11 protein-coding genes are annotated in these 20,430 nt (G+C 49.1%); 4 read left to right on the forward strand and 7 right to left on the reverse strand.

Features of this window, described 5'->3' with window-relative positions; translation table 11 throughout:
• The first annotated feature begins 23 nt into the window (after positions 1 to 23).
• Positions 24 to 4,526 (forward strand): glutamate synthase large subunit, encoded by a 4,503-nt coding sequence (gltB, locus tag ACYVB1_RS18370; protein WP_460925262.1) that lies wholly within the window; start codon positions 24 to 26, stop codon positions 4,524 to 4,526.
• Positions 4,526 to 5,983 carry a glutamate synthase subunit beta gene (locus ACYVB1_RS18375; protein ID WP_460925264.1) on the forward strand — a complete coding sequence of 486 codons (1,458 nt, stop codon included), beginning with the start codon at positions 4,526 to 4,528 and terminating at the stop codon, positions 5,981 to 5,983. The genes gltB and ACYVB1_RS18375 overlap by 1 nt, the downstream gene beginning before the upstream one ends.
• 161 nt (positions 5,984 to 6,144) lie before the next feature.
• Here the strand turns inward: ACYVB1_RS18375 and ACYVB1_RS18380 are convergent, their stop codons facing one another.
• Complete coding sequence (locus ACYVB1_RS18380) at positions 6,145 to 7,014, reverse strand: restriction endonuclease (RefSeq protein ID WP_460925265.1); 870 nt, start codon at positions 7,012 to 7,014, stop codon at positions 6,145 to 6,147.
• A gap of 497 nt (positions 7,015 to 7,511) precedes the next feature.
• Between ACYVB1_RS18380 and cphA the strand changes: the two genes are divergently transcribed.
• A complete protein-coding gene (gene cphA, locus ACYVB1_RS18385; protein WP_460925266.1) occupies positions 7,512 to 10,148 on the forward strand; it encodes a cyanophycin synthetase in 2,637 nt (878 codons plus the stop codon).
• A 99-nt stretch (positions 10,149 to 10,247) separates the two neighbouring features.
• Positions 10,248 to 11,705 carry an aldehyde dehydrogenase family protein gene (locus ACYVB1_RS18390; protein ID WP_460925267.1) on the forward strand — a complete coding sequence of 486 codons (1,458 nt, stop codon included), beginning with the start codon at positions 10,248 to 10,250 and terminating at the stop codon, positions 11,703 to 11,705.
• 554 nt (positions 11,706 to 12,259) lie between these two features.
• Here ACYVB1_RS18390 and ACYVB1_RS18395 read toward each other — a convergent pair.
• The 6 genes from ACYVB1_RS18395 to ACYVB1_RS18420 all read right to left on the reverse strand — a co-directional run bounded on the left by ACYVB1_RS18395 (position 12,260) and on the right by ACYVB1_RS18420 (position 20,387).
• Positions 12,260 to 13,594, reverse strand: coding sequence for an NAD(P)/FAD-dependent oxidoreductase (locus ACYVB1_RS18395; protein WP_460925268.1), 1,335 nt, complete (start codon positions 13,592 to 13,594; stop codon positions 12,260 to 12,262).
• 390 nt (positions 13,595 to 13,984) lie between these two features.
• Complete coding sequence (locus ACYVB1_RS18400; protein ID WP_460925269.1) at positions 13,985 to 14,320, reverse strand: hypothetical protein; 336 nt, start codon at positions 14,318 to 14,320, stop codon at positions 13,985 to 13,987.
• A gap of 184 nt (positions 14,321 to 14,504) precedes the next feature.
• Positions 14,505 to 15,407: a Gfo/Idh/MocA family protein gene (locus tag ACYVB1_RS18405; RefSeq protein ID WP_460925270.1), complete on the reverse strand. Its 903-nt coding sequence runs from the start codon at positions 15,405 to 15,407 to the stop codon at positions 14,505 to 14,507.
• A 250-nt stretch (positions 15,408 to 15,657) separates the two neighbouring features.
• Positions 15,658 to 17,394 carry an alpha-amylase family glycosyl hydrolase gene (locus ACYVB1_RS18410; RefSeq protein WP_460925271.1) on the reverse strand — a complete coding sequence of 579 codons (1,737 nt, stop codon included), beginning with the start codon at positions 17,392 to 17,394 and terminating at the stop codon, positions 15,658 to 15,660.
• A 308-nt stretch (positions 17,395 to 17,702) separates the two neighbouring features.
• Complete coding sequence (locus ACYVB1_RS18415; protein ID WP_460925272.1) at positions 17,703 to 18,743, reverse strand: SusE domain-containing protein; 1,041 nt, start codon at positions 18,741 to 18,743, stop codon at positions 17,703 to 17,705.
• Between the two features lie 90 nt (positions 18,744 to 18,833).
• Positions 18,834 to 20,387: a RagB/SusD family nutrient uptake outer membrane protein gene (locus tag ACYVB1_RS18420; RefSeq protein WP_460925273.1), complete on the reverse strand. Its 1,554-nt coding sequence runs from the start codon at positions 20,385 to 20,387 to the stop codon at positions 18,834 to 18,836.
• Between the last annotated feature and the right edge of the window lie 43 nt (positions 20,388 to 20,430).

Raw genomic sequence — 20,430 nt, forward strand, 5'->3', positions numbered from 1 at the left:
GTGTTTACCTCAGTTTACGTTAGATGAATCAAGAAAATACAATAAATGCGGGGTTGTACAGACCCGAGTTTGAGCATGATGCCTGCGGGGTTGGGTGCGTTGTAAACCTGAATGGAAAGAAGGCCCACAGCATTGTGAAAGATGCGCTTACCATGCTGACCAATATGGAGCACCGTGGTGCAACAGGAAGTGATTCTGAGACAGGCGATGGTGCAGGTATTCTGGTACAGTTACCCCATGAGTTTTTCAAGAAACAGCTCGATGAGTTTGCCATCAAGCTTCCGCAGCCAGGCTTCTATGGCGTCGGGATGATTTTTTTCCCATCTGTATACGAGGTTAGAGACAAGTGCCGGCAGGTAATGAACCAGTGCATCCGCAAAATGGGCTTTAACCTGCTGGGGTACCGTTTAGTACCTGTAAACGGTCGTGTACCCGGGCATGAAGCCAAAGCGGTAGAGCCTTATATAGAGCAGGTTTTTGTTCAACCATCTGATGCAAGCATCAAAGAAGATGAACTGGAGCGAAAGCTTTTTGTGCTGCGTAGCCTGATAACACACGAAATCAAGAAAACAGTAAGCGGCGAGAACGGCACCTTCTTTATTGCCAGCCTTTCTTCGCGTACTATTATATATAAAGGACAGCTGAAGACAGACCAGGTAGAGAAGTACTATCATGACCTTCGCCACCCTGACTTTAAGTCTGCCCTGGCAGTGGTTCACTCCCGTTTCTCTACCAACACGTTCCCAAACTGGAAACTGGCACAGCCTTTCCGCTTTATTGCGCACAACGGTGAGATCAACACCATCAAGGGAAATGTGACGAAGATGAAGTCGAAGGAGGCTTTGATGTATTCTCCCCTGTTCACAGAAGAGGAGATGAAGTGGCTGCTTCCTATCACGAACCCGGAGAACTCTGACTCTGCCAACCTGGATGCCATGGTGGAGCTGCTGACGCTGGCCGGCAGGCCGCTGCCGCACGTGATGATGATGCTGGTGCCGGAAGCCTGGCAGGACAACCCGTTTATGGATCCCTACAGGAAAGCCTTCTATAAATACCATGCTTCCCTGATGGAGCCGTGGGATGGTCCGGCTGCCCTGTTCTTTACCGACGGAAAACAGATTGGTGCCACACTAGACCGTAATGGTCTGCGCCCTGTGCGTTTCTGTTTGACAAAACAAGGTCGTCTTATCATGGCATCAGAGGCTGGTGCGCTGCCTGTTAACCCGAAAGACGTGGTACGACGAGGCAGACTGCAGCCAGGCAAAATGCTCCTTGCCAACATCGAGGAAAATAAGATTTATGAAGATGAGGAGATAAAGCGCATCGTTTGCAACGATAAGCCTTATTTTGAATGGATACAGCAGAACCGCATTAAGCTGCACCAGCAGCCGGAGCCGGACATCTGCCTGAACGACGTGTCTCCGGAGGAATTGCTGCAGAAGCAGAAGGCGTACGGCTATACTGCCGAAGACTTAAAGCTGATCATCAAGCCAATGGCTACCACAGGCAAAGAGCCTTTGGGCAGCATGGGTTCTGATGCGCCGCTGGCAGTGCTCTCGCTGCAAAGCCAGCACGTATCCAATTACTTTAAGCAGCATTTTGCGCAGGTAAGTAACCCGCCCATCGACCCGATTCGCGAACGCTTGGTGATGTCACTTTTCACCCGTTTGGGTGAATCGCTGAATGTGCTGGATGAGACACCGGCCCATACGCGCCAGATACACATTTCGCACCCGGTGCTGAGCCACGGCGATTTTAACAAGATCATCAACCTTAAGTCAGAAGGCTTTGATCACGCTATTATAGACGCTACTTTCCCAACAACTGAAACAGGTGCATTGCAGGAAGCACTGGATGTTATCTGTGAAGCGGCAGAGGCTGCTGTGCGCGAAGGGAAGAAAATCCTCATCATCTCAAACCGTGCCATCGGGGCAACACGAGCTGCTATTCCTTCGCTTTTAGCGGTAGGCGCCATCCACCATCACCTGGTGCACAAGCGCATCCGTACAAAAACGGGATTGGTGGTAGAAGCCGGCGATGCCTGGGAAACACACCACTTCGCCACCATTATTGGCTATGGTGCCAGCTGTGTTTACCCATATATGGTGTACGACACGATTCAAAACCTGCTGCAGCAGGAAAAACTGGACACCTCTGTGCCATTCAACAAGTATGCAGATAACTTTATCTATGCTGTTGGTAACGGATTGCTGAAGATTCTTTCAAAGATGGGCATCAGCACCCTGCAGTCTTACCAGAGTGCCCAGATATTTGAGTGCCTGGGTTTCGGGCAGGAAGTAATTCAAAAATGCTTTAAAGGAACCACCAGCCGCCTGGAAGGTCTGAACTTCGAGGACCTGGAAAAAGAGGCGCTTATCAAGCACCAGTCTGCTTTCTTAGATGAAAACCTTCTGTTAGAGACAGGTGGTTTCTTCCAGTGGAGAAGAAGGGGGGAAGAACACCTGCTGCGTCCGGAGATCATTCACCTGTTGCAGAAGTCTACCAGATTAAATGATTTCCGCCTCTACGAGGAATACTCGAAGCATGTGCGCAAGCACCAGGAGTCCACTATCACGCTGCGTAACCTGTTCGAATTCCGCAAGCGCCAGTCGGTGCCGCTGGAAGAAGTAGAGCCAGCTGAAAGCATCCTGAAGCGCTTTGCCACAGGTGCCATGTCCTTTGGGTCGCTCTCACATGAAGCGCATGCCACCCTCGCCATTGCCATGAACCGCATCGGAGGCAAGAGCAATAGCGGTGAAGGCGGCGAAGACGAAGCTCGCTATGTGATAAAGCCAAACGGCGACTCAGAGCGTTCTGCTATCAAGCAGGTAGCATCAGGCCGTTTCGGCGTGACCAGCCATTATCTGGCCAACGCCGATGAGATACAGATAAAGATTGCTCAAGGTGCCAAGCCAGGAGAAGGCGGGCAGCTGCCAGGCCACAAAGTAGATGGCTGGATTGCCCGCGTACGTCACTCCACACCGGGCGTAGGCCTTATTTCGCCACCGCCACACCACGACATCTACTCTATCGAGGACCTGAAGCAGCTGATATACGACCTGAAAAACGCTAACCCGAACGCCAGAATCAATGTGAAGCTGGTAGCAGAGGCCGGTGTGGGTACGATTGCGGCCGGTGTGGCCAAGGCAAAAGCAGATGCCATTATGATTTCCGGTGCCGACGGTGGTACAGGGGCCAGCCCGCTGAGCTCTATCCGCCACGCCGGCTTGCCATGGGAAATTGGCTTGGCAGAAGCGCACCAGACACTGGTGAAAAACAACCTGCGCAGCCGTGTGGTGCTGCAGACAGACGGAAAGCTGATGACAGGTTATGATCTGGCCGTTGCAACCCTGCTAGGAGCCGAGGAATATGGTGTGGCCACCGCCGCCCTGATTGCCGAAGGCTGCATTATGATGCGCAAGTGCCACCTGAACACCTGCCCTGTAGGTATTGCCACGCAAAACCCGGAGTTGCGCCAGCTCTTTACAGGTGAGCCGGAGTATGTAGTGAACCTGTTCCAGTTTATGGCTGAGGAACTACGGCAGATAATGGCCTCACTTGGTTTCCGCACTATCAACGAGATGGTGGGCCAGAGCCAGGTACTGAAAGTAAGAAACGACCTGAACCACTGGAAACTGAAGAACCTCAACTTCGCCCCTATCCTGCACCAGGAATTAGTACCGAACAACGTAGGTATCTACAACCAGATTCACCAGGTGCATGATATTGAGCAGATACTGGACAGAAAACTTATCCGTGATTACAAGAAAGGTAAAACAGAGGTAGAACACCGCATCATTAACGTGGACCGCTCGGTAGGCGCTATGCTATCCTACGAGGTTTCCCTGGAGCACGGGAAAGCAGGCCTGCCGGCAGACAGCTTCAAGGCGACCTTCCATGGTTCTGCCGGACAAACGTTCGGTGCCTTCCTGGCACCTGGCCTCACCTTCAAGCTGGTTGGGGAAGCCAATGACTACCTGGGCAAAGGCCTTTCTGGTGGTAAGCTGATTCTGCAGCCGTTTGAAGGCACTACCTACCTGCCGCATGAGCACATCATTACCGGCAATGTGGCCTTGTATGGTGCCACTTCCGGAACCGCCTATATCAACGGTATGGCTGGTGAGCGCTTCTGCGTGCGTAACTCTGGAGTAGAGGCTGTAGTGGAAGGTATTGGCGACCACGGCTGCGAGTACATGACAGGAGGTAAAGTACTGGTACTAGGCTCAGTAGGTAAAAACTTTGCAGCCGGTATGAGCGGCGGTATGGCCTTTGTTTATGACCCTGCCAATGCCTTCCCGGATCAATGTAACCTCGACATGGTGGACCTGGAGCAGCCGAATGCCGAAGACCTGGCCTGGATAGAGCAAAAGCTGCGGGAGCATGCTTCCTATACTGGCAGTGTGCTGGCAGATGAGCTCCTGCAAGGCTGGCACGCACACCAGAAGTTCTTCCACAAGGTGATGCCACACGACCTGAAGAAAGCCTTGAAAGTAAAAGAAAGTGAAATGATAAAAGAAGTAGCCTGATGGGACACGCAGAAGGATTTTTAAAATATAACCGGGAGCTGCCACAAGCACGCGACCCGAAACAAAGAATAAACGACTCAAACGAAATATACACTGAATTCCCGGAGGAAAAGACAAAGATACAGGCTGCCCGCTGCATGGACTGCGGTGTGCCTTTCTGCCACAACGGCTGCCCCCTGGGTAACCTGATTCCGGACTTCAACGATGCGGTGTACGAAGGCGAGTGGGAACGTGCCGCGCAGATTCTGTACAGCACCAACAACTTTCCTGAATTCACGGGCCGCATCTGCCCTGCTCCCTGCGAGTCCAGCTGCGTGTTGTCTATCAACAAGCCAGCTGTAGCCATTGAGCACATCGAGAAAGCCATTGCCGAGAAGTCGTTTGAGCTGGGGCTGGTAAAGGCACAGCCACCTGTGCGCCGGACAGGCAAGAAAGTAGCCGTTATCGGTTCTGGTCCTGCCGGCCTGGCTGCCGCAGCCCAATTGAACCAGGCAGGCCATAAAGTGGATGTTTATGACAAAGACGATAAGGCAGGCGGACTATTGCGCTATGGTATTCCGGATTTTAAGCTGGAGAAGTGGACGATAGACCGACGCCTGGCTGTGCTGGAGGAAGAAGGTGTCCGCTTCCATTTAGGTGTGGAAGTAGGAAAAGACATCAGCCTCAAAAAACTGCACCGGAAGTATGATGCCATTCTGCTTGCCATTGGCTCTACCAAGCCAAGACCGCTGAACATTCCGGGTAACCATCTGAAAGGCATTCACTTTGCAATGGACTACCTCACCCTGCATAACCGCAGAGTGGCTGGTGAGGACATACCGGCAGACAAAGACCTGTACGCCCGCGATAAGCACGTGCTCGTGGTTGGCGGTGGCGACACCGGCTCTGACTGCGTAGGAACGGCTAACCGGCAGTTTGCAAAGTCTGTTAGCCAGCTACAGTATCGCACCATGCCTTCTACAGTCCGGACGCCAGATAACCCGTGGCCGGAGACGCCGATGACCTACACCTCCTCCAGCTCGCATGAGGAAGGTTGCGAACGCAGCTGGGGCTGGCTCACCAAAGAGTTTATCGGTGACGAGACAGGTCATGTCACAGGCCTGAAGGTGGTGGAACTGGAATGGAAGAATGGCCGGGAGTACACAGAGAAAGCGGGAAGCGAAAAAATACTGCCTTGCGACCTGGGCCTGATTGCTATCGGCTACGAGCGCCCGATGCATGATGCCTTTAAAGCAAGTTTAGATATTGAAACAGACCAGCGGGGAAACTTTAAGCTACAGAACTGGCAAACCAACGTGCCGGGTATCTTCGCCGCCGGAGACGCTTACCGTGGTCAGTCGCTGGTGGTGTGGGCCATTTCCGACGGTCGGGAAGCCGCCCGTGCCATCGACATGCACCTGATGGGTGCCTCTGAGCTGCCATCCAAAGAACTTTCCAAGCTGGTGCTGAACAGCTAAGGACCTGTTTCCATAAATAATAACAATAGAAAAGCCGCTTTGTCTTCTGACAGAGCGGCTTTTCTGTGTCTAAAACATCTATAAACACGAGCTCAAACCCTCACTAATGCTATACATAAAGTACTCGTTCACTTAAAGCAGTTTCTTGTTTGTTGCGTAAACTAATTAAAGCTTTTAAAAAAGTCCTGATCGATTTCAAATACTGTTACAGGCTTAAGCCCAAGTCGGTATTTTTCAAATAATTCAACTAACCTATTACCATCTATAAGTTCAATAGGTGTAACTCCATCTCTAGTAGCTTCTGACTTGGCTTCTTTTGTAAACCTTCCGGTTGTGATAATGAGCCCTTTTTCTCCTCTCCCCTGCATTGCCCCTCTAAAATCTCTTACGTGATGGGGCGAAACGGTTTCCTTGTAACGTTTACACTGGAAAATAATGTTTAGGCTTACAACATCATTAAGTTTTACCACACCTTTACCGTCAATACCTTGATCTCCTGATCCTCCAGTTATAATAATCTCATTTATTCCAATTTCTGTCAATAACCTTTTACAAAGTTTTTCAAAACCGGATGCTGATAAACTCTGAATTAAATGTATCAGGCCAACAGTATGCTCTTCATCCTCAGTTGGAATACTTTCAAATTTAGGTTCGCTTTTTTTAGGGGATGGCTCAGCAGATTTCTTAACGCTCTCCTGAACTTTTTTGAACAATTTGTAAACCCCGTCTTCTGTTAATTTTGATTCAAGCCCTTCATTGGTTAATCGCCAAATACCTCTTTGGGCATTGTCAATCAAACCAGCTTTGAACAGATAGAACCTTGCCCACTGAATCTGATTCCGTATTCGTGACTGACCATTAGATGTTGTTTCCTCTAGTTCTGACTCTGTTATGCCTAATTTTTCAATTACCTGATCAATTACATCAGATGAATCTCCAGCACCTCCATTAGCTTGCAAAATTGTTAATACTGGGATTATATATTTTAGAAATTCAGGCCCTTTCATTTTTTTGCTAATAAGTTCAATCACAAAAGCACAATTATCTGCAATATGAATGGAGAAGACTAAGCCTCAGCCTTGGTTTCATAGTGCTATCTCTGAACAATATAGTAAGAGCAGAAATATGCTCCTAACAACTATCATTGTATTATTATATACCTATAACACAGTATCTTAAACAATAAGGTTTTCACTTGCCACTTTCAGTGATGCTTACTAAAGGTACAACAGAGTCAATATTAAATGATAAATCTTACTAGAGCTAATTGTAGAAAGAAGCGACAGCCAAAAGGTGAGAAGAAAATACAACACAGCTAGATTAGCATAAAAAATACGTACATAAACGCTTTCTGCTGTTTATACTTATTTTAAGTGAGCGGGCACTTTTTAGACCCATAACTACTGCCATACCGCCTCCTGCAACGTATAAGTACTTTTACTAAGCTATAACACATCCTACCAAATCTTATATGGCATTGTACTTAAACATTCATATTGCTGTTTAAGAAGCACTTCCCACTTACTGTATGAAAATAGCAGAGCTTAAAATCATGCGTGGCCCTAACTACTGGTCCATCAAGCATCCGAAGATCATTGTTCTGAAACTGGACCTGGAGGACCTGCAGGACACCCTGACAAATGAAGTACAAAACCTGGCGCAAAAACTCGAAAAGCTTTTCCCCGGCATGTACAAGCACCGTTCTTCCGTAGGCATAGAGGGCGGTTTTTTCCGGTTGGTGCGGGAGGGCACTACCTTTAGTAAAGTAGTACAGCATATTGCACTCGAACTCCAGACAATGGCGGGTATGGAATGCGGGTACGGCAGACGCTACGCGGCATCTGCTCCGGGCATGGAGTGGGTCATATTCTCCTATCAGCAGGAGCGTGCCGGGGAGTATGCAGCCGAAGCAGCTGTACGCATTACTGACTCTCTTGCGAAGGGAGAAAGAGTAAACATCATACAGGACATAGCCAAGCTGCACCAGATACGGGAAGACGAATACTTCGGGCCCAGCACGGAGGCCATCATTCAGGAGGCCGTGTCACGCAATATCCCCTACATTCAGAACAAGAAAAGCGGACACATCCAGTTGGGCTACGGCGTGCATCAGAAACGCATTCAGGCTGCTATGTCAAACAAAACCTCCTTTTTTGCGGTGGAAAGCGCCGGAGACAAAAACACTACGAAACTCATATTAGACGAAGCCGGCATTCCAGTGCCAAAAGGCCATATTGTATATGATGCTGCTGAACTGGAGGAGGCTGTAGAGGAACTTGGATACCCTATTGTGACGAAACCACTGGATGGCAACCAGGGCAAAGGGGCTAGCATTAACATTCAGAATTGGAAAGAGTCGTTGAAAGGACTTGCTGAGGCAAAACGCTTTTCAAATGCGGTAATGGTAGAACAGTTTATACAGGGGTTCGATTACCGTCTGCTCGTGATTGACGGCAAGTTCATAGCGGCGGCAAAGCGCACACCAGCTATGGTAGTTGGAGACGGGCATTCTACTATCAGGCAGCTCGTGAACGTTGTAAACAAAGATCCGCGACGGGGCGTGGGACACGAGAAGGCACTGACACACATCAAGATTGATAAAATAACAAGGGGCATCCTGCGGGAGAAAGGGCTGACATTGCAGTCGGTGCTGCCTGCCGGGGAGACACTGTACCTGAAGAATACCGCTAACTTAAGTACTGGCGGTACTGCCACCGATGTTACGGATATTGTGCACCCCTACAATGTGCTGATGGCAGAGCGGATAGCTGGTATCATTGGCCTGGACATCTGCGGTATCGATGTGATGACCGCTGACATTGCCATACCGCTTCCAGAGACAAGAGGTGCTGTGATAGAGGTGAATGCTGCCCCCGGTTTGCGCATGCACATCTCCCCCACCGAAGGCCTGCCACGCAACGTAGCAGACCCAATCATTAATATGTTGTTCCCGTACGGCTGCCCTTCCCGCATCCCGATAGTGGCCATTACCGGTACCAACGGCAAAACCACCACCTCCCGCCTGGTAGCGCACATGCTCAAGTTTAAGGGCTATAAAGTAGGCTTTACCTCAACAGACGGCATTTATATACAGGACAGAAAGATCATAAAAGGCGACACCACCGGCTCCTTCAGTAGTGAGTTTGTGCTGAAAGACCCAACTGTGAATTATGCTGTTCTGGAGTGCGCACGGGGTGGTCTGCTGCGTTCGGGCCTCGCCTTTACGCAGTGCGACATCGGCATCGTAACCAACGTGTCAGAAGACCACCTCGGGCTGAACGACATCAATACAGTGGAGGATATGGCCAATGTGAAAGCTGTTATCCCCAAAACGGTTTGTGCAGACGGTTATGCCGTGTTGAATGCCGATGATGATTTGGTTTACAACATGGCTGCCGGTTTACGATGTAAGATAGCCCTGTTTAGTATGAATGAGGAAAACTTCCGCATCAAAGAACACATATCGAAGGGAGGACTGGCAGCGGTGTTTGAGGATGGCTACGTTTCTATCTTTAAAAACACCTACAAGATACGGGTAGACCGTGTGGCTGATATCCCCCTTACCTTTGGAGGGAAGGCTAAGTTCAACATTCAGAACGTTTTGGCAGCCACACTGGCGGGTTATATCTCCCATCTCGAGATAAGCGAGATAAAGACAGCCTTACGTACCTTCATTCCATCCGCTGAAACCACACCGGGTCGCATGAACCTGTTCCGCCTGCCAAAGTGCGAGGTACTGATTGACTATGCCCACAATGCCGCCGGCATGCAAGCCATTGGCGACTTTATCAAGAGTGTGGAGGCGCATCCCAAAATTGGTATTGTAGCGGGTATAGGCGACAGGCGCGACGAAGACACACGCGATGTCGGCAGACTTGCCGCCTCCGTGTTTGATGAAATTATTATCAGGCAGGATTCGGACCTGCGTGGCCGCAATGGCAAGGAGATAAATAACCTGCTGAAAGAGGGCATCTTTTCGGTGAAGCCGGAGCTGGAGCCTAAAGAAATTGACCAGGAAACACGGGCGCTTGCCTACGCCCTGGAATATGCCCCGGAAGGAGCCTTTATCACACTTTTCGCCGAAAACATACCCGAGGCGGTTAAATTGGTGGAAAGTTTCCGGATTATACAGCACCGCAAGCAAGCAACAGATCAGCTGAGTTAGGCAGTATGGAGCAGGAGCAGCAAAAGAGATAATCTAAACAATCAGGCTGCTTCGGCTGTAAACTTAGGTAGAAACACTTAAGTAACACCACATATACCTATGGAAGCATACAAAGATTTAAACAAGCAGTTTATCAACGGAGAATGGACAGACGGCACAGAAGGCCATGAAATAGAAAATCTAAATCCTTATGATGAGTCTGTCATCAATATATTTAAAGGAGCGAGTACCGAAGATGTAGACAGGGCCTTCAACACTGCCAAAGAAGCCTCCAAGTCATGGAGCGTATCGCCACCAACGGAGAGGCAAAAGGTGTTACTGAAGGCAGCGAACTTGTTGCAGGAGCGCAAAGACGAGGTCATGGACTGGCTGACAAAAGAGGTAGGCGGCACATACCTGAAGGCAGAAGTCGAATTCAAGCAAACATACCAAATGCTGATAGAGTCTGCTTCCTTCCCGATGTGGATGCACGGCTACACCATCCCCTCCTTTACACCGGGCAAGCAAAGCCTTGTCTACAGGAAAGCACTGGGTGTTGTGGCCATGATCAGTCCCTGGAACTTCCCGCTGTACCTGTCGATGCGTACCGTCGCCCCTGCTTTGGCAGTTGGAAATGCAGTGGTCATGAAGCCAGCTTCTCAGTCCCCGGTTACAGGGGGTACGCTCATCGCCAAGCTTTTTGAGGAAGCAGGTGTGCCCAAAGGAGTTATCAGCGTGGTAGTTGGTAAATCAAGCATCATTGGCGACTATTTTACCGGTCACCCCGTCTCCAGCCTGATATCCTTTACCGGCTCCACTCCTGTTGGAAAGGGAATTGGCCGCATAGGCGGGGAAGGTTTAAAGAAACTGGCTTTGGAGTTAGGAGGCAACAACCCGTTGGTTGTATTGGAGGATGCTGATGTAGAACGTGCGGTAGATGCTGCTATTTTTGGACGCTACATGCACCAGGGGCAGATATGCATGTCCACGAACCGGATTATGGTGCATGAAAAGATTTATGATGAGTTTAAGAACCGGTTTGTAGAGCGGGCTAAATCCCTGCCTTACGGTGATCCGACCGATAAGGAAACCATTATAGGACCGCTGATTGACAACAAGTCCGTAAAGCGTGTGCTGGACCTTGTTGACAGGGCTGTGCAGGCTGGTGCTAAGGTTGAAACAGGCGGTGAGGCAGAAGGCAACGTAGTGCAACCTACAGTACTCTCCGGTGTAACGGAAGACAACCCGGTGTTCCAGGAAGAAATCTTCGGGCCAGTGGTTGGCCTGACAACTTTCAAAGACGAGCAGGAAGGGATACGCCTGGCCAATGCCACCCAGTTCGGTCTAAGTTCAGCCATCCATACCAAAGACCTGCAAAAGGGTATCCGCCTGGCCAAGCAGATAGAAGCAGGCATGGTGCACATCAACGACCAGTCTGTCAACGATGAGATGAATACTCCTTTCGGAGGAGAAAAAGATTCCGGGGTAGGCCGTTTTGGAGGCCAGTGGATTCTGGAAGAACTTACTACCCTCCAGTGGATCAGTTACCAGGATGAGCCAAGAGATTATCCGTTTTAAGAGACGCAGCTTATAAAACAAGAGCGGCCTGTTCATTTAGTTGAGCAGGCCGCTCTTGTTCTTTGCCCAGACTCATCCCAAGACTCGTTAAGCTAATTAAGTACCACCATACTTTCTGCTTTACCGGGTCCAACCACCCCTTCCCCCTCCTTGTCCAAGGCGGGGAATCTGTTTTTTGCAGGTCGCCTAAAGCCTTTTCCATTGTTAAGGCTTTACTTATCTTTATTACTAAAACCAGCCAGCACGAAGTGAATCTGTTTCCAGTCTTCGGGTTGAGCGCCTTGTATTTGTTGCGGTGCTGAGCGGTAGCGAGGCAGCCGGAGCAGAGCGGTAGAGGGCCCCTACCCCCGGCAGCTTCAAATACACAGAGCGATGCCCGAAGACGGGGCCACTCGCCTTGAGAGCACAGAGCTAGAGAAATGAAACAGTAGAATAATTTCCGTTGGATAAACTGAACCCATGGCAGCTCAGACAAATTTAAAACGAGCAAATGCCGTGGCAGGAGCTTTATTTAAGACAGTCTTACCCAAGCAAAAAGCTTCTTCTCAGCAACGCTATACCACTGCCTTATGCGATATCGTTTCCTCCACCGGGATATTCACTTGTTTATTACCTACTATGAGGCGATTACCGGTATCGTAGGTAAAGTAGCTCCAAAGCCAGTTTACGGATACAACAAGGCGGTTACGGAAACCAATAACTGATATCAGGTGGATAAACATCCAGATTAGCCAGGCAAAGAAGCCCTGGGTTTTATACTCCTTTTTAAAGAGCTTCAGGTCAGCCACGGCCCTGTTACGGCCTACTGTTGCCATAGCGCCTTTGTCGTCGTAGTTGAAAGCCTCCAGTGGCTTACCTGCCAACATGTTTGCAATGTTCTTGCCCAGCTGCTCGCCCTGCTGCATGGCGGGCTGTGCCAGCATGGGGTGCCCGAAAGGATACTCCTCTGTTACCATAGCGGCTACATCGCCAAGGGCGAAAATGTCATCATAGCCTGACACGCGGCTATGCACATCTACCAGCAGCCTGTTCCCTTTCAGGATACTCTCAGGCCTTAGGCCCCGGATAGGAGAACCCGATACGCCTGCCGCCCATATTACGGTGCGGGATATCAGCGTCTCACCAGAATCCAGGTACACGGTATACCCGTCGTAGGATTTCACGCGGCGGTTCAGCCATACCTTCACGCCAAAGTCTTCGAGGTACTTAAGTGCTTCCCGTGACGCTTCTTCTGACATGCCTTTCAGTAAGGCAGGGCCGCTCTGCACCAGGTGTATGTCCATTTCGCAGAAGTCCAGCTCTTTGTAGTCTTTGGGGAACACATGCTTCCGCAGCTCACTCAGCGCTCCGGCCAGCTCCACTCCTGTCGGGCCACCGCCCACTATCACATAGTCCATCAGGCTGTTTACCTGCTCCTCGTCGTCCACCTGCAGCGCCTTCTCAAAGTTCTGCAGAATGGTATTGCGTAGCGTGACTGCATCATCCAGGCTCTTCATAGAGATGGCTTTCTCCTCCATCTCTTTATCTCCGAAAAAGTTAGAGGTGGCACCTGTAGCCAGCACCAGGTAATCGTATTCAATAAGACCAATAGAGGTCTCCACCAGGCGGTTAGCTGTGTCTATATGCTCTACATCAGCCAGCCGGAAGTAGAAGTTTTTCTGGTCACTGAAAATTTTCCGGAAAGGGTGAATAATGGAATCCGCCTCTACACCGGCCGTGGCCACCTGGTAGAGGAGCGGCTGAAAGGTGTGGTAATTCTCCCTGTCTACCAACACCACCTGTACATCAACATCGCGCAGGGACTTTGCCAGTTGGATGCCAGCAAAGCCTCCCCCGATGATAAGGACACGTGGTTTTCCAATATGTTCTATTCTTGTGTGACTTGACATATAAAGCTGCAGTTTGCAATCGTCTCACGTGCCTGTGGTGTGAGCATTGCATTTTTAGGATTAAAAATTAATGGAAATGCACCTGAACAAGTACTAAGCAAAACCTTCCATTCTTTCACTATTCTACGAATTAAGGCTGCTGCTGTTATACTGGAGAGGATTTACAAACCCGGAATTAGACAGAAAGGAGAAGAATAGCAGACTTTACTACTTCAGCAGTTACATCATTTTCCTGAACTACCTGCAAAAGGGGCGTAAGAAAGCAGCTACACAGGCAGCAATTTGCTGCTTATGTAGCTGCCAAAAGGAAACTTACTGCTGCGCTGTGGGGAAGATTCAGGGGAAGATTCAAAAGCTGCTTAGTTCTCTGCCATCAGCTATTAGCAAATGCTATATCCTGGTGTCCAGGTTCTTTCCCATATCAGTGACCTGCTTCAAAAAGCCTTCCACTGTATCGTCTGCATAAGGGCCATAAGAATCGGATATGGTGCCCCTGAAACCTGAGGTGGTTTCCAGCACATACAGGATTGCCATATCATCCGGGTTGGTTTCTCCTTCAAACCGGTAGAAGTTCACTATTCGCACCTGGTCCGGCGTAAACTGCTGCTTGCCGTCCATGGTGCACAGCACACCGTCTTCCGTTACCCTGAAGTCAGTTTTATAGCCTTCTTTGCGTAACTGGGTAAGCACCGAGACAAGGGACGATAATTCTACTTTGTTCTCCATATTTTTAGTAGTTAAATCAATCTGAATTATAAACCTATACGGAGAAAAAGCACAAGTATTCAGGTCAGGCAACAAGAAATAGCAAAGTATGAAGCGAGCACTACAGCATAAGGCTCATTACCATGCTGCTACACCATGTGTGAAAACCTTGAAAACACTGCATTGCTTGCGTTAAACAGCAGTTCTAAGAAAGTTCTGCCACTATTCTTTCACAGATTTCATGTGTGGCCAGGGCATCTTTTGCTGTTATTGCCGGAGAAGTACCCGATGCCACTGCTTGTATAAAATCAGCGACTATCTGCTCAAATCCACGCTTGTGTAAGGTAGGTTCCCAATCGCTGCTTCCCAGCCGTTTTTCGTCTTTTCCCTGCAGCACCACGACATCAGACACATTATAGGCCACTCTTTTCTCTGAGGCGCTCATCACCTCCACCTTCTCTTCATTTGTGCCACTGTCCCGGTTCATGATGCCGATGGCAGTGGCACCAGCGGAAACGAACTGTACCGTTACATGATGCAGTAGCCCCTTCTCCCTTCGGCCATTTACACGTAGCTGTTCGACAGAATAAGGAAACAGGTAGCGCAGGGTGTCTATTACATGAATGAAATCATCGAAAATAAAGGTGCGTACCTCCGCAGGCAAGGCTAGCCGGTTCTTTTGCATGATAACCATGTTCGGCTCCTGCACCTCTTTTAGTTTCTGGTAGGCCGGGGCATATCGCCTGTTAAAGCCGCTCATCAGTATCAAACCTTTGCTCTCCGCCAGTTCAGTTAAAGCCTGGCTGGATGCATAGTTGTAGGTAATCGGCTTATCGACGTAGACATGGATGTTATGCTGCAGCAACTGCTCTACCAGTTCATAATGGGCGTCGGTGGCGCCATGAACAAAAGCGCCTTTTACACCGCTGTGCAGCAGCGCGTCGAGGCTTTGGTGCAGGTGCTGGTACCGGTACTGCTGCCCGATGTGCGCCAGCTTTTCCTGGTTCCGGGTGTACAGGTGCAGCTCCACATCGGCCCGCTGACTAATAACCGGCAGGTACGCTTTCTGCGCAATGTCTCCCAGGCCTATCATTCCTAACTTCAGCATATCTTTTTATAATTTACTGTTCATGGTTTTTATCCCTGCTTCGCCCTCTATGTTATGTTGAGGCATACGTAATAAAACAAAACAAGCCGGAGACGCAGTATCTCCGGCTTGTACAACCTACAGCACAACAGGCTCTTGCAGCTAAATTAGCAGGCACCTTTCTTTGAACGATGAGCGATGGTTTAACCCGATCCGTCAGAAAAGAAGGTGTAAACAGAATTCCCGCTGTTCTTCATTGTTCCAATACAGATTAAAAAGACAGCACCACTGCATCAGAAGGCCCTACTCTTACAGGAATTGCATCAGCTGCATTCTTTACCTGAAAGGTTTCCTGAGTTAATTCATTTTTGAAGGTTAAGGATTTACTTCCGGCTAATCCGATTGCTGCACTTATATCCTGCGGCAATTTAATATTGGTTTCCAGAGGTTTGTTGCGGTCAAAGTTGGCGATGACGAGCACCCGGTCTTTCCCGTTAGAGCGCAAGTAAGCATATTGCTTTTGATTGAAGCCGGGCTGGTTGTTCAACTCATAAAACCTGCCGGCCCTGATAGCACTGTTCTGTGCACTGAAGTTTAAAAGCGTCTGGTAAAATGACCGGAGCTTTTTTTGATCAGCGCTTAATTCACCACCGTCAAAGCGGCCGTTGTTCATCCATTTCTGATGCTCCGGCACACCCCAGTAATCAAAGATGGTGGTGCGGTTGTCGTCTCCACTGAAGCCTTCTACTCCTGCACCGGGCTCTCCTACTTCCTGGCCAAAGTATATCATTACCGGACCCGAAGAAAGGGTAGCCGTGAGGACCATGGCCGGTTTTGCGCGCCACGGGTCCTGAGCAAATCCGGAGGAGGCAATACGTTCTTCATCGTGGTTTTCCAGGAAGCGTAGCATTCGGGACGAAAAACCACGGCTCTCCTGGCTCCAGATTTTTGTGATGTCATTGACATGGCCCTTCGGTTCATCCCGGATGAGGCGTTTCAAAGCATCGTACAGGCCCACTTTGTCATACAGAAAATCAAACTTTCCGACGGTGAGGTACTCCTCGTACACCTTTGGGTCGTAGGCTTCGGCAATAAAGATTAAGTTCGGGTTGATTTCCTTCACCTGCGGAATCACCCAGTTCCAGAACTCAACGGGCACCATTTCGGCCACGTCACAACGGAAGCCATCCACATCCTTGCCGGCCCAAAACCGGAGAATATCATGCATTTTTATCCAAACCGGCGGTATGGGTTCAAAATAGGTCTTTTTGTCATTCTGGTAATCTACACCATAGTTAAGCTTGATGGTTTCGTACCAGTCATCGATGCTGGGCTTGGCAGAAAAAACATTATTGCCCGTTGCCTTGGGCGGATCTTCATCAAACCGGCCGTCTTTCAGAGGGTGCTGGAAAGCTTCGCCCCCGGGGTTAGTACCTTCCGGAACAACAAAAGAACTGCCCGGCAGGTAATAAAAGTCGTTTTTCGGATCGAAGGCTTTCGTCTTATCATCATCTTCCCCAAAGCCCTTTACACCAGCCGGTTTGGCATCGGAGATATACGTTCTGGCAACATGGTTTGGAATAAAGTCAATGATCACCTTTAAGCCGTTCTCATGCGTCCGTTCTACGAGAGCCTCAAACTCTGCCATCCTGTTCTGTACATCCACCGCCAGGTCCGGGTCTACGTCATAATAATCTTTCACCGCATAAGGCGAGCCTGCCCGTCCCTTCACCACATCCGGGTCATCCATCGTAATGCCGTAGGCTGTATAATCGGTCATGGTGGCGTGCTCCAGTACTCCCGTATACCACACATGCGAAACCCCGAGCTTTTTCAGCTCCTGCAGGGCCTCGTCTGTGACATCGTTAAACTTACCGGTACCGTTCTCCTCTTTCGAGCCATGCGTTTTATTTGTGCTCGTCTTGTTGCCAAACAAGCGCACCATCATCTGGTAAATAATCAGCTTATTATCCTTTACTTCTTCCTCAGTCGTGTTGCTTTGGTTCATACTCGTATTGGGTGAAGTGTTAGTGGCACAGGAGTTTCCTATAAATGAAGTGATTAAAATGAAATATAGTAATAGGTTCTTGTTAATGCTCATAATCCGTTTCTGCATGTCTTGTTTACTACAAGTTATTCCTGCTGTTTGTTGTTTCCCCAGGTGACTGCTGCCCTAAGGTTATTGCAGTAGTGATTCGCACGGCTCCAGACCTACACCTGATGCAATGCTGTACATTTTTTTCTGATTGGCTGTTATAAAAAAGCACCTGCGCTTTCAGTTGCACAGGTGCTTTTTACATGGTTTATCATAAGACTTTACTGCCTGGTAACACTATGGCTAGGGCCGTCTTCGCCTTCCAAATCAAGCACAATTTCATATGTGCCGGCCTCTGTAATGGCAATATCAGTGCCTCCCTCATCTAACAGGTTGTTGCTGGTGTCGCTGTCGCCGTAGTTTAGAGCCCAGTCATCGTTGAGCCTGAACTTAATAGCACCCGGAGTTAAATTTGTTGTAAGCTTCCACACTCTTTCTTCATAGTCATACTCCATATCCAGGTCAGCATCCCATCCGGTTGATGTGGCGCTGCCAATTACCCCCCAGGAGTATCTGGCAAAAGACCAGGTGTTATTGTTCAGGTTGGCCGTAATTCTGTAATGGTCAGCGGTAGGTACCGACAAGTTAGCACCCTCTTCGCTCAGGGTTCCGGCAGTAGCTCCCATACCAAAATTCAGATCCCAGCTTCTGTCAGCAGTAAATTTAAAGTTCAAGTCTTCAGCGTCTGAAAAGTTGATGACGCCTGTGTAAATACCGTTATTCTCCACTGATATGAGAGCTGGCGCAGTGCCCGGGTTCCAGCCCTGGTAAGCACCTGGCACATAAAGATAGCCTGGCTCCACAAAAGTAGAATACGGTGTAACACGCACAGTCGTGACATTAGAATGTACCGGGTCTACCCTTTCAGAAACAGAGGCCCTGATACGGATTGGCAGGTCGTGCGCTTCTTCCGGTGTGTACCCTAACCTCGTGAGTAGGGTGTTTAGCTCCTCTACCGTCCAGGTTCTCTGCAGTTCATCTCCTACAGGGACCGTGTATGGCTGCTGAAAATCATTTCCTGCTGTATCTATCTGAACGGCATAGTCTACAGCCGCACTGTATCCAAAATCAGCCTCGCTCCATGAAAGTGTCAGCGCGTTATCAGCTGCCTCCTCCTCCATTAAAACTACATCTGTAGTGGATGTGGTAAGTGTAGGTCCTGCCCCTACATTAAGAATGGCACGGTCTTCATCCTTCTCACAGGAGAACAGCGCCAGGGAGCATAAAGTGAGAAGAAATACTTTGTTTATCCAAGTCTTCATATATCATATTTTAAAATTGGGGATAAAAGGGGGAAGCATGACAATACTGCTTCCCCGATTTTACAACCTGTAATTCGGTTTATTACAAGGTTAGTAACCATTATTCTGGGTTAGGTTCGGATTCGCGATAATGTCTGTAGCCGGAATTGGATACAGCCTGTAATTTTCGCTAACACCTCTGCCTTCTTTCACTCCGCCTTTCCACGGCCACAAATACTCGCCAGAAGTTAATCTTCCGTAACGAATAAGGTCTGTGCGGCGATGCGCTTCCCAATACAATTCCCGGCCTCTTTCCTCCAGAATAAAATCAAGGTTTATGCTATTAACGTTACCAGAAGTACCGTCATGAGCACGGGCACGCAGCGTGTTTATATAATTGATGGCTGTGTTCATGTCTCCACCAGTACCACCACGTAGTACTGCCTCAGCATACACAAGGTACATTTCCGCTAAGCGAAAGAGCGGAAAATCTGTAGAAACGAAGGTACCTCCGGGTGAGGGAGCGATTGCCCCGGTAGAAGTAATGTTCTTGAATTTGGTAACTTTCGGACCTTCATCAAATACCGCAACATTCTCTATTTCATAATTATCACCATAGAACATGGCGCGCTCATCAATAATGCCAGTAGTAGTCGGGAAGAGCGAGGGAAGCTCCTCTGTAGCGCGTACCCCACCCCAGCCACCGCCAGGTATTCCAAAAGCAGCCGGATTCATGGCTGCATTTACCGCTGCATTTACTATATAAGTAGTTCCGCCATAATTCTGGGTTCTTGTGCCATCGTAGTTTATAGCCAGAATTGTTTCTGAATTGTTTAGATGATTGTCGGCCAGGAACAGTTCACGGTAGTTTTCCTCCAGCATATAGCCTGAATTTATCACGTTGTTGGCGTACGTAATAGCATCCGTATAGCGGGCTTCACCGGTATATACCTCCGCATTCAGGTACAAACGAGCCAGCAGCGCCCAAACAGCAGCCTGATCAGCACGGCCGTATTCGTTTTGGCGCGGAGCAACCATCAGGGGCTCAATCGCCAGTAATTCTGATTCTACATAATCAAATAATTCAGCTCTTGAAATCTGCGGCGGGAAGTACTTGCCGATAGGGTCATTTTCAGTGATGAAAGGCGGATTGCCAAACAAATCCATGGCTACCCAATACTGATAAGCCCGCAGGAAACGTGCCTCTGCCCGGTAATGGCGAATATTTTCTGCAGCCTCTCCTGAAATCCCTCTTTCACTTAACTTTTCATCAGTAGACTCTCTGATGAATTCATTCGCCATAGTAATCTGGAAAAAGATACGGTTGTACAAACCCGTTGTCATCACATTGCTGGACGTCCAGTTCAGGTTATGGAAATCCTGCAAACCCGGGTCGTTCCAGGTTATGATGGCTTCTCCTGTCGGCAGTTCCTGGTGGTTCCAGTATAGCCTCAGGAAGTCAGAAGTACCGGCATCAATACCAGCTAGATCGGAGCTGGCGGGCCCGCCACTGCCTGTTAAGGCAAAGGCTCCGTACACTTTGGCCAGCACTTGCTTATAACCCTCAGGGCTATTGTAAGCTATTGCGGAGGTGGTGGCATTTGTTGGAGTTAAATCCAAATCGTCGTGGCAGGATGTAAGGCAGCCGAGCAGTAGGGCTGACATACAGGTTATATTTATAAAATATCTTTTCATTTCTGTATAAATG

It is taken from the genome of Pontibacter brevis (assembly GCF_054779655.1).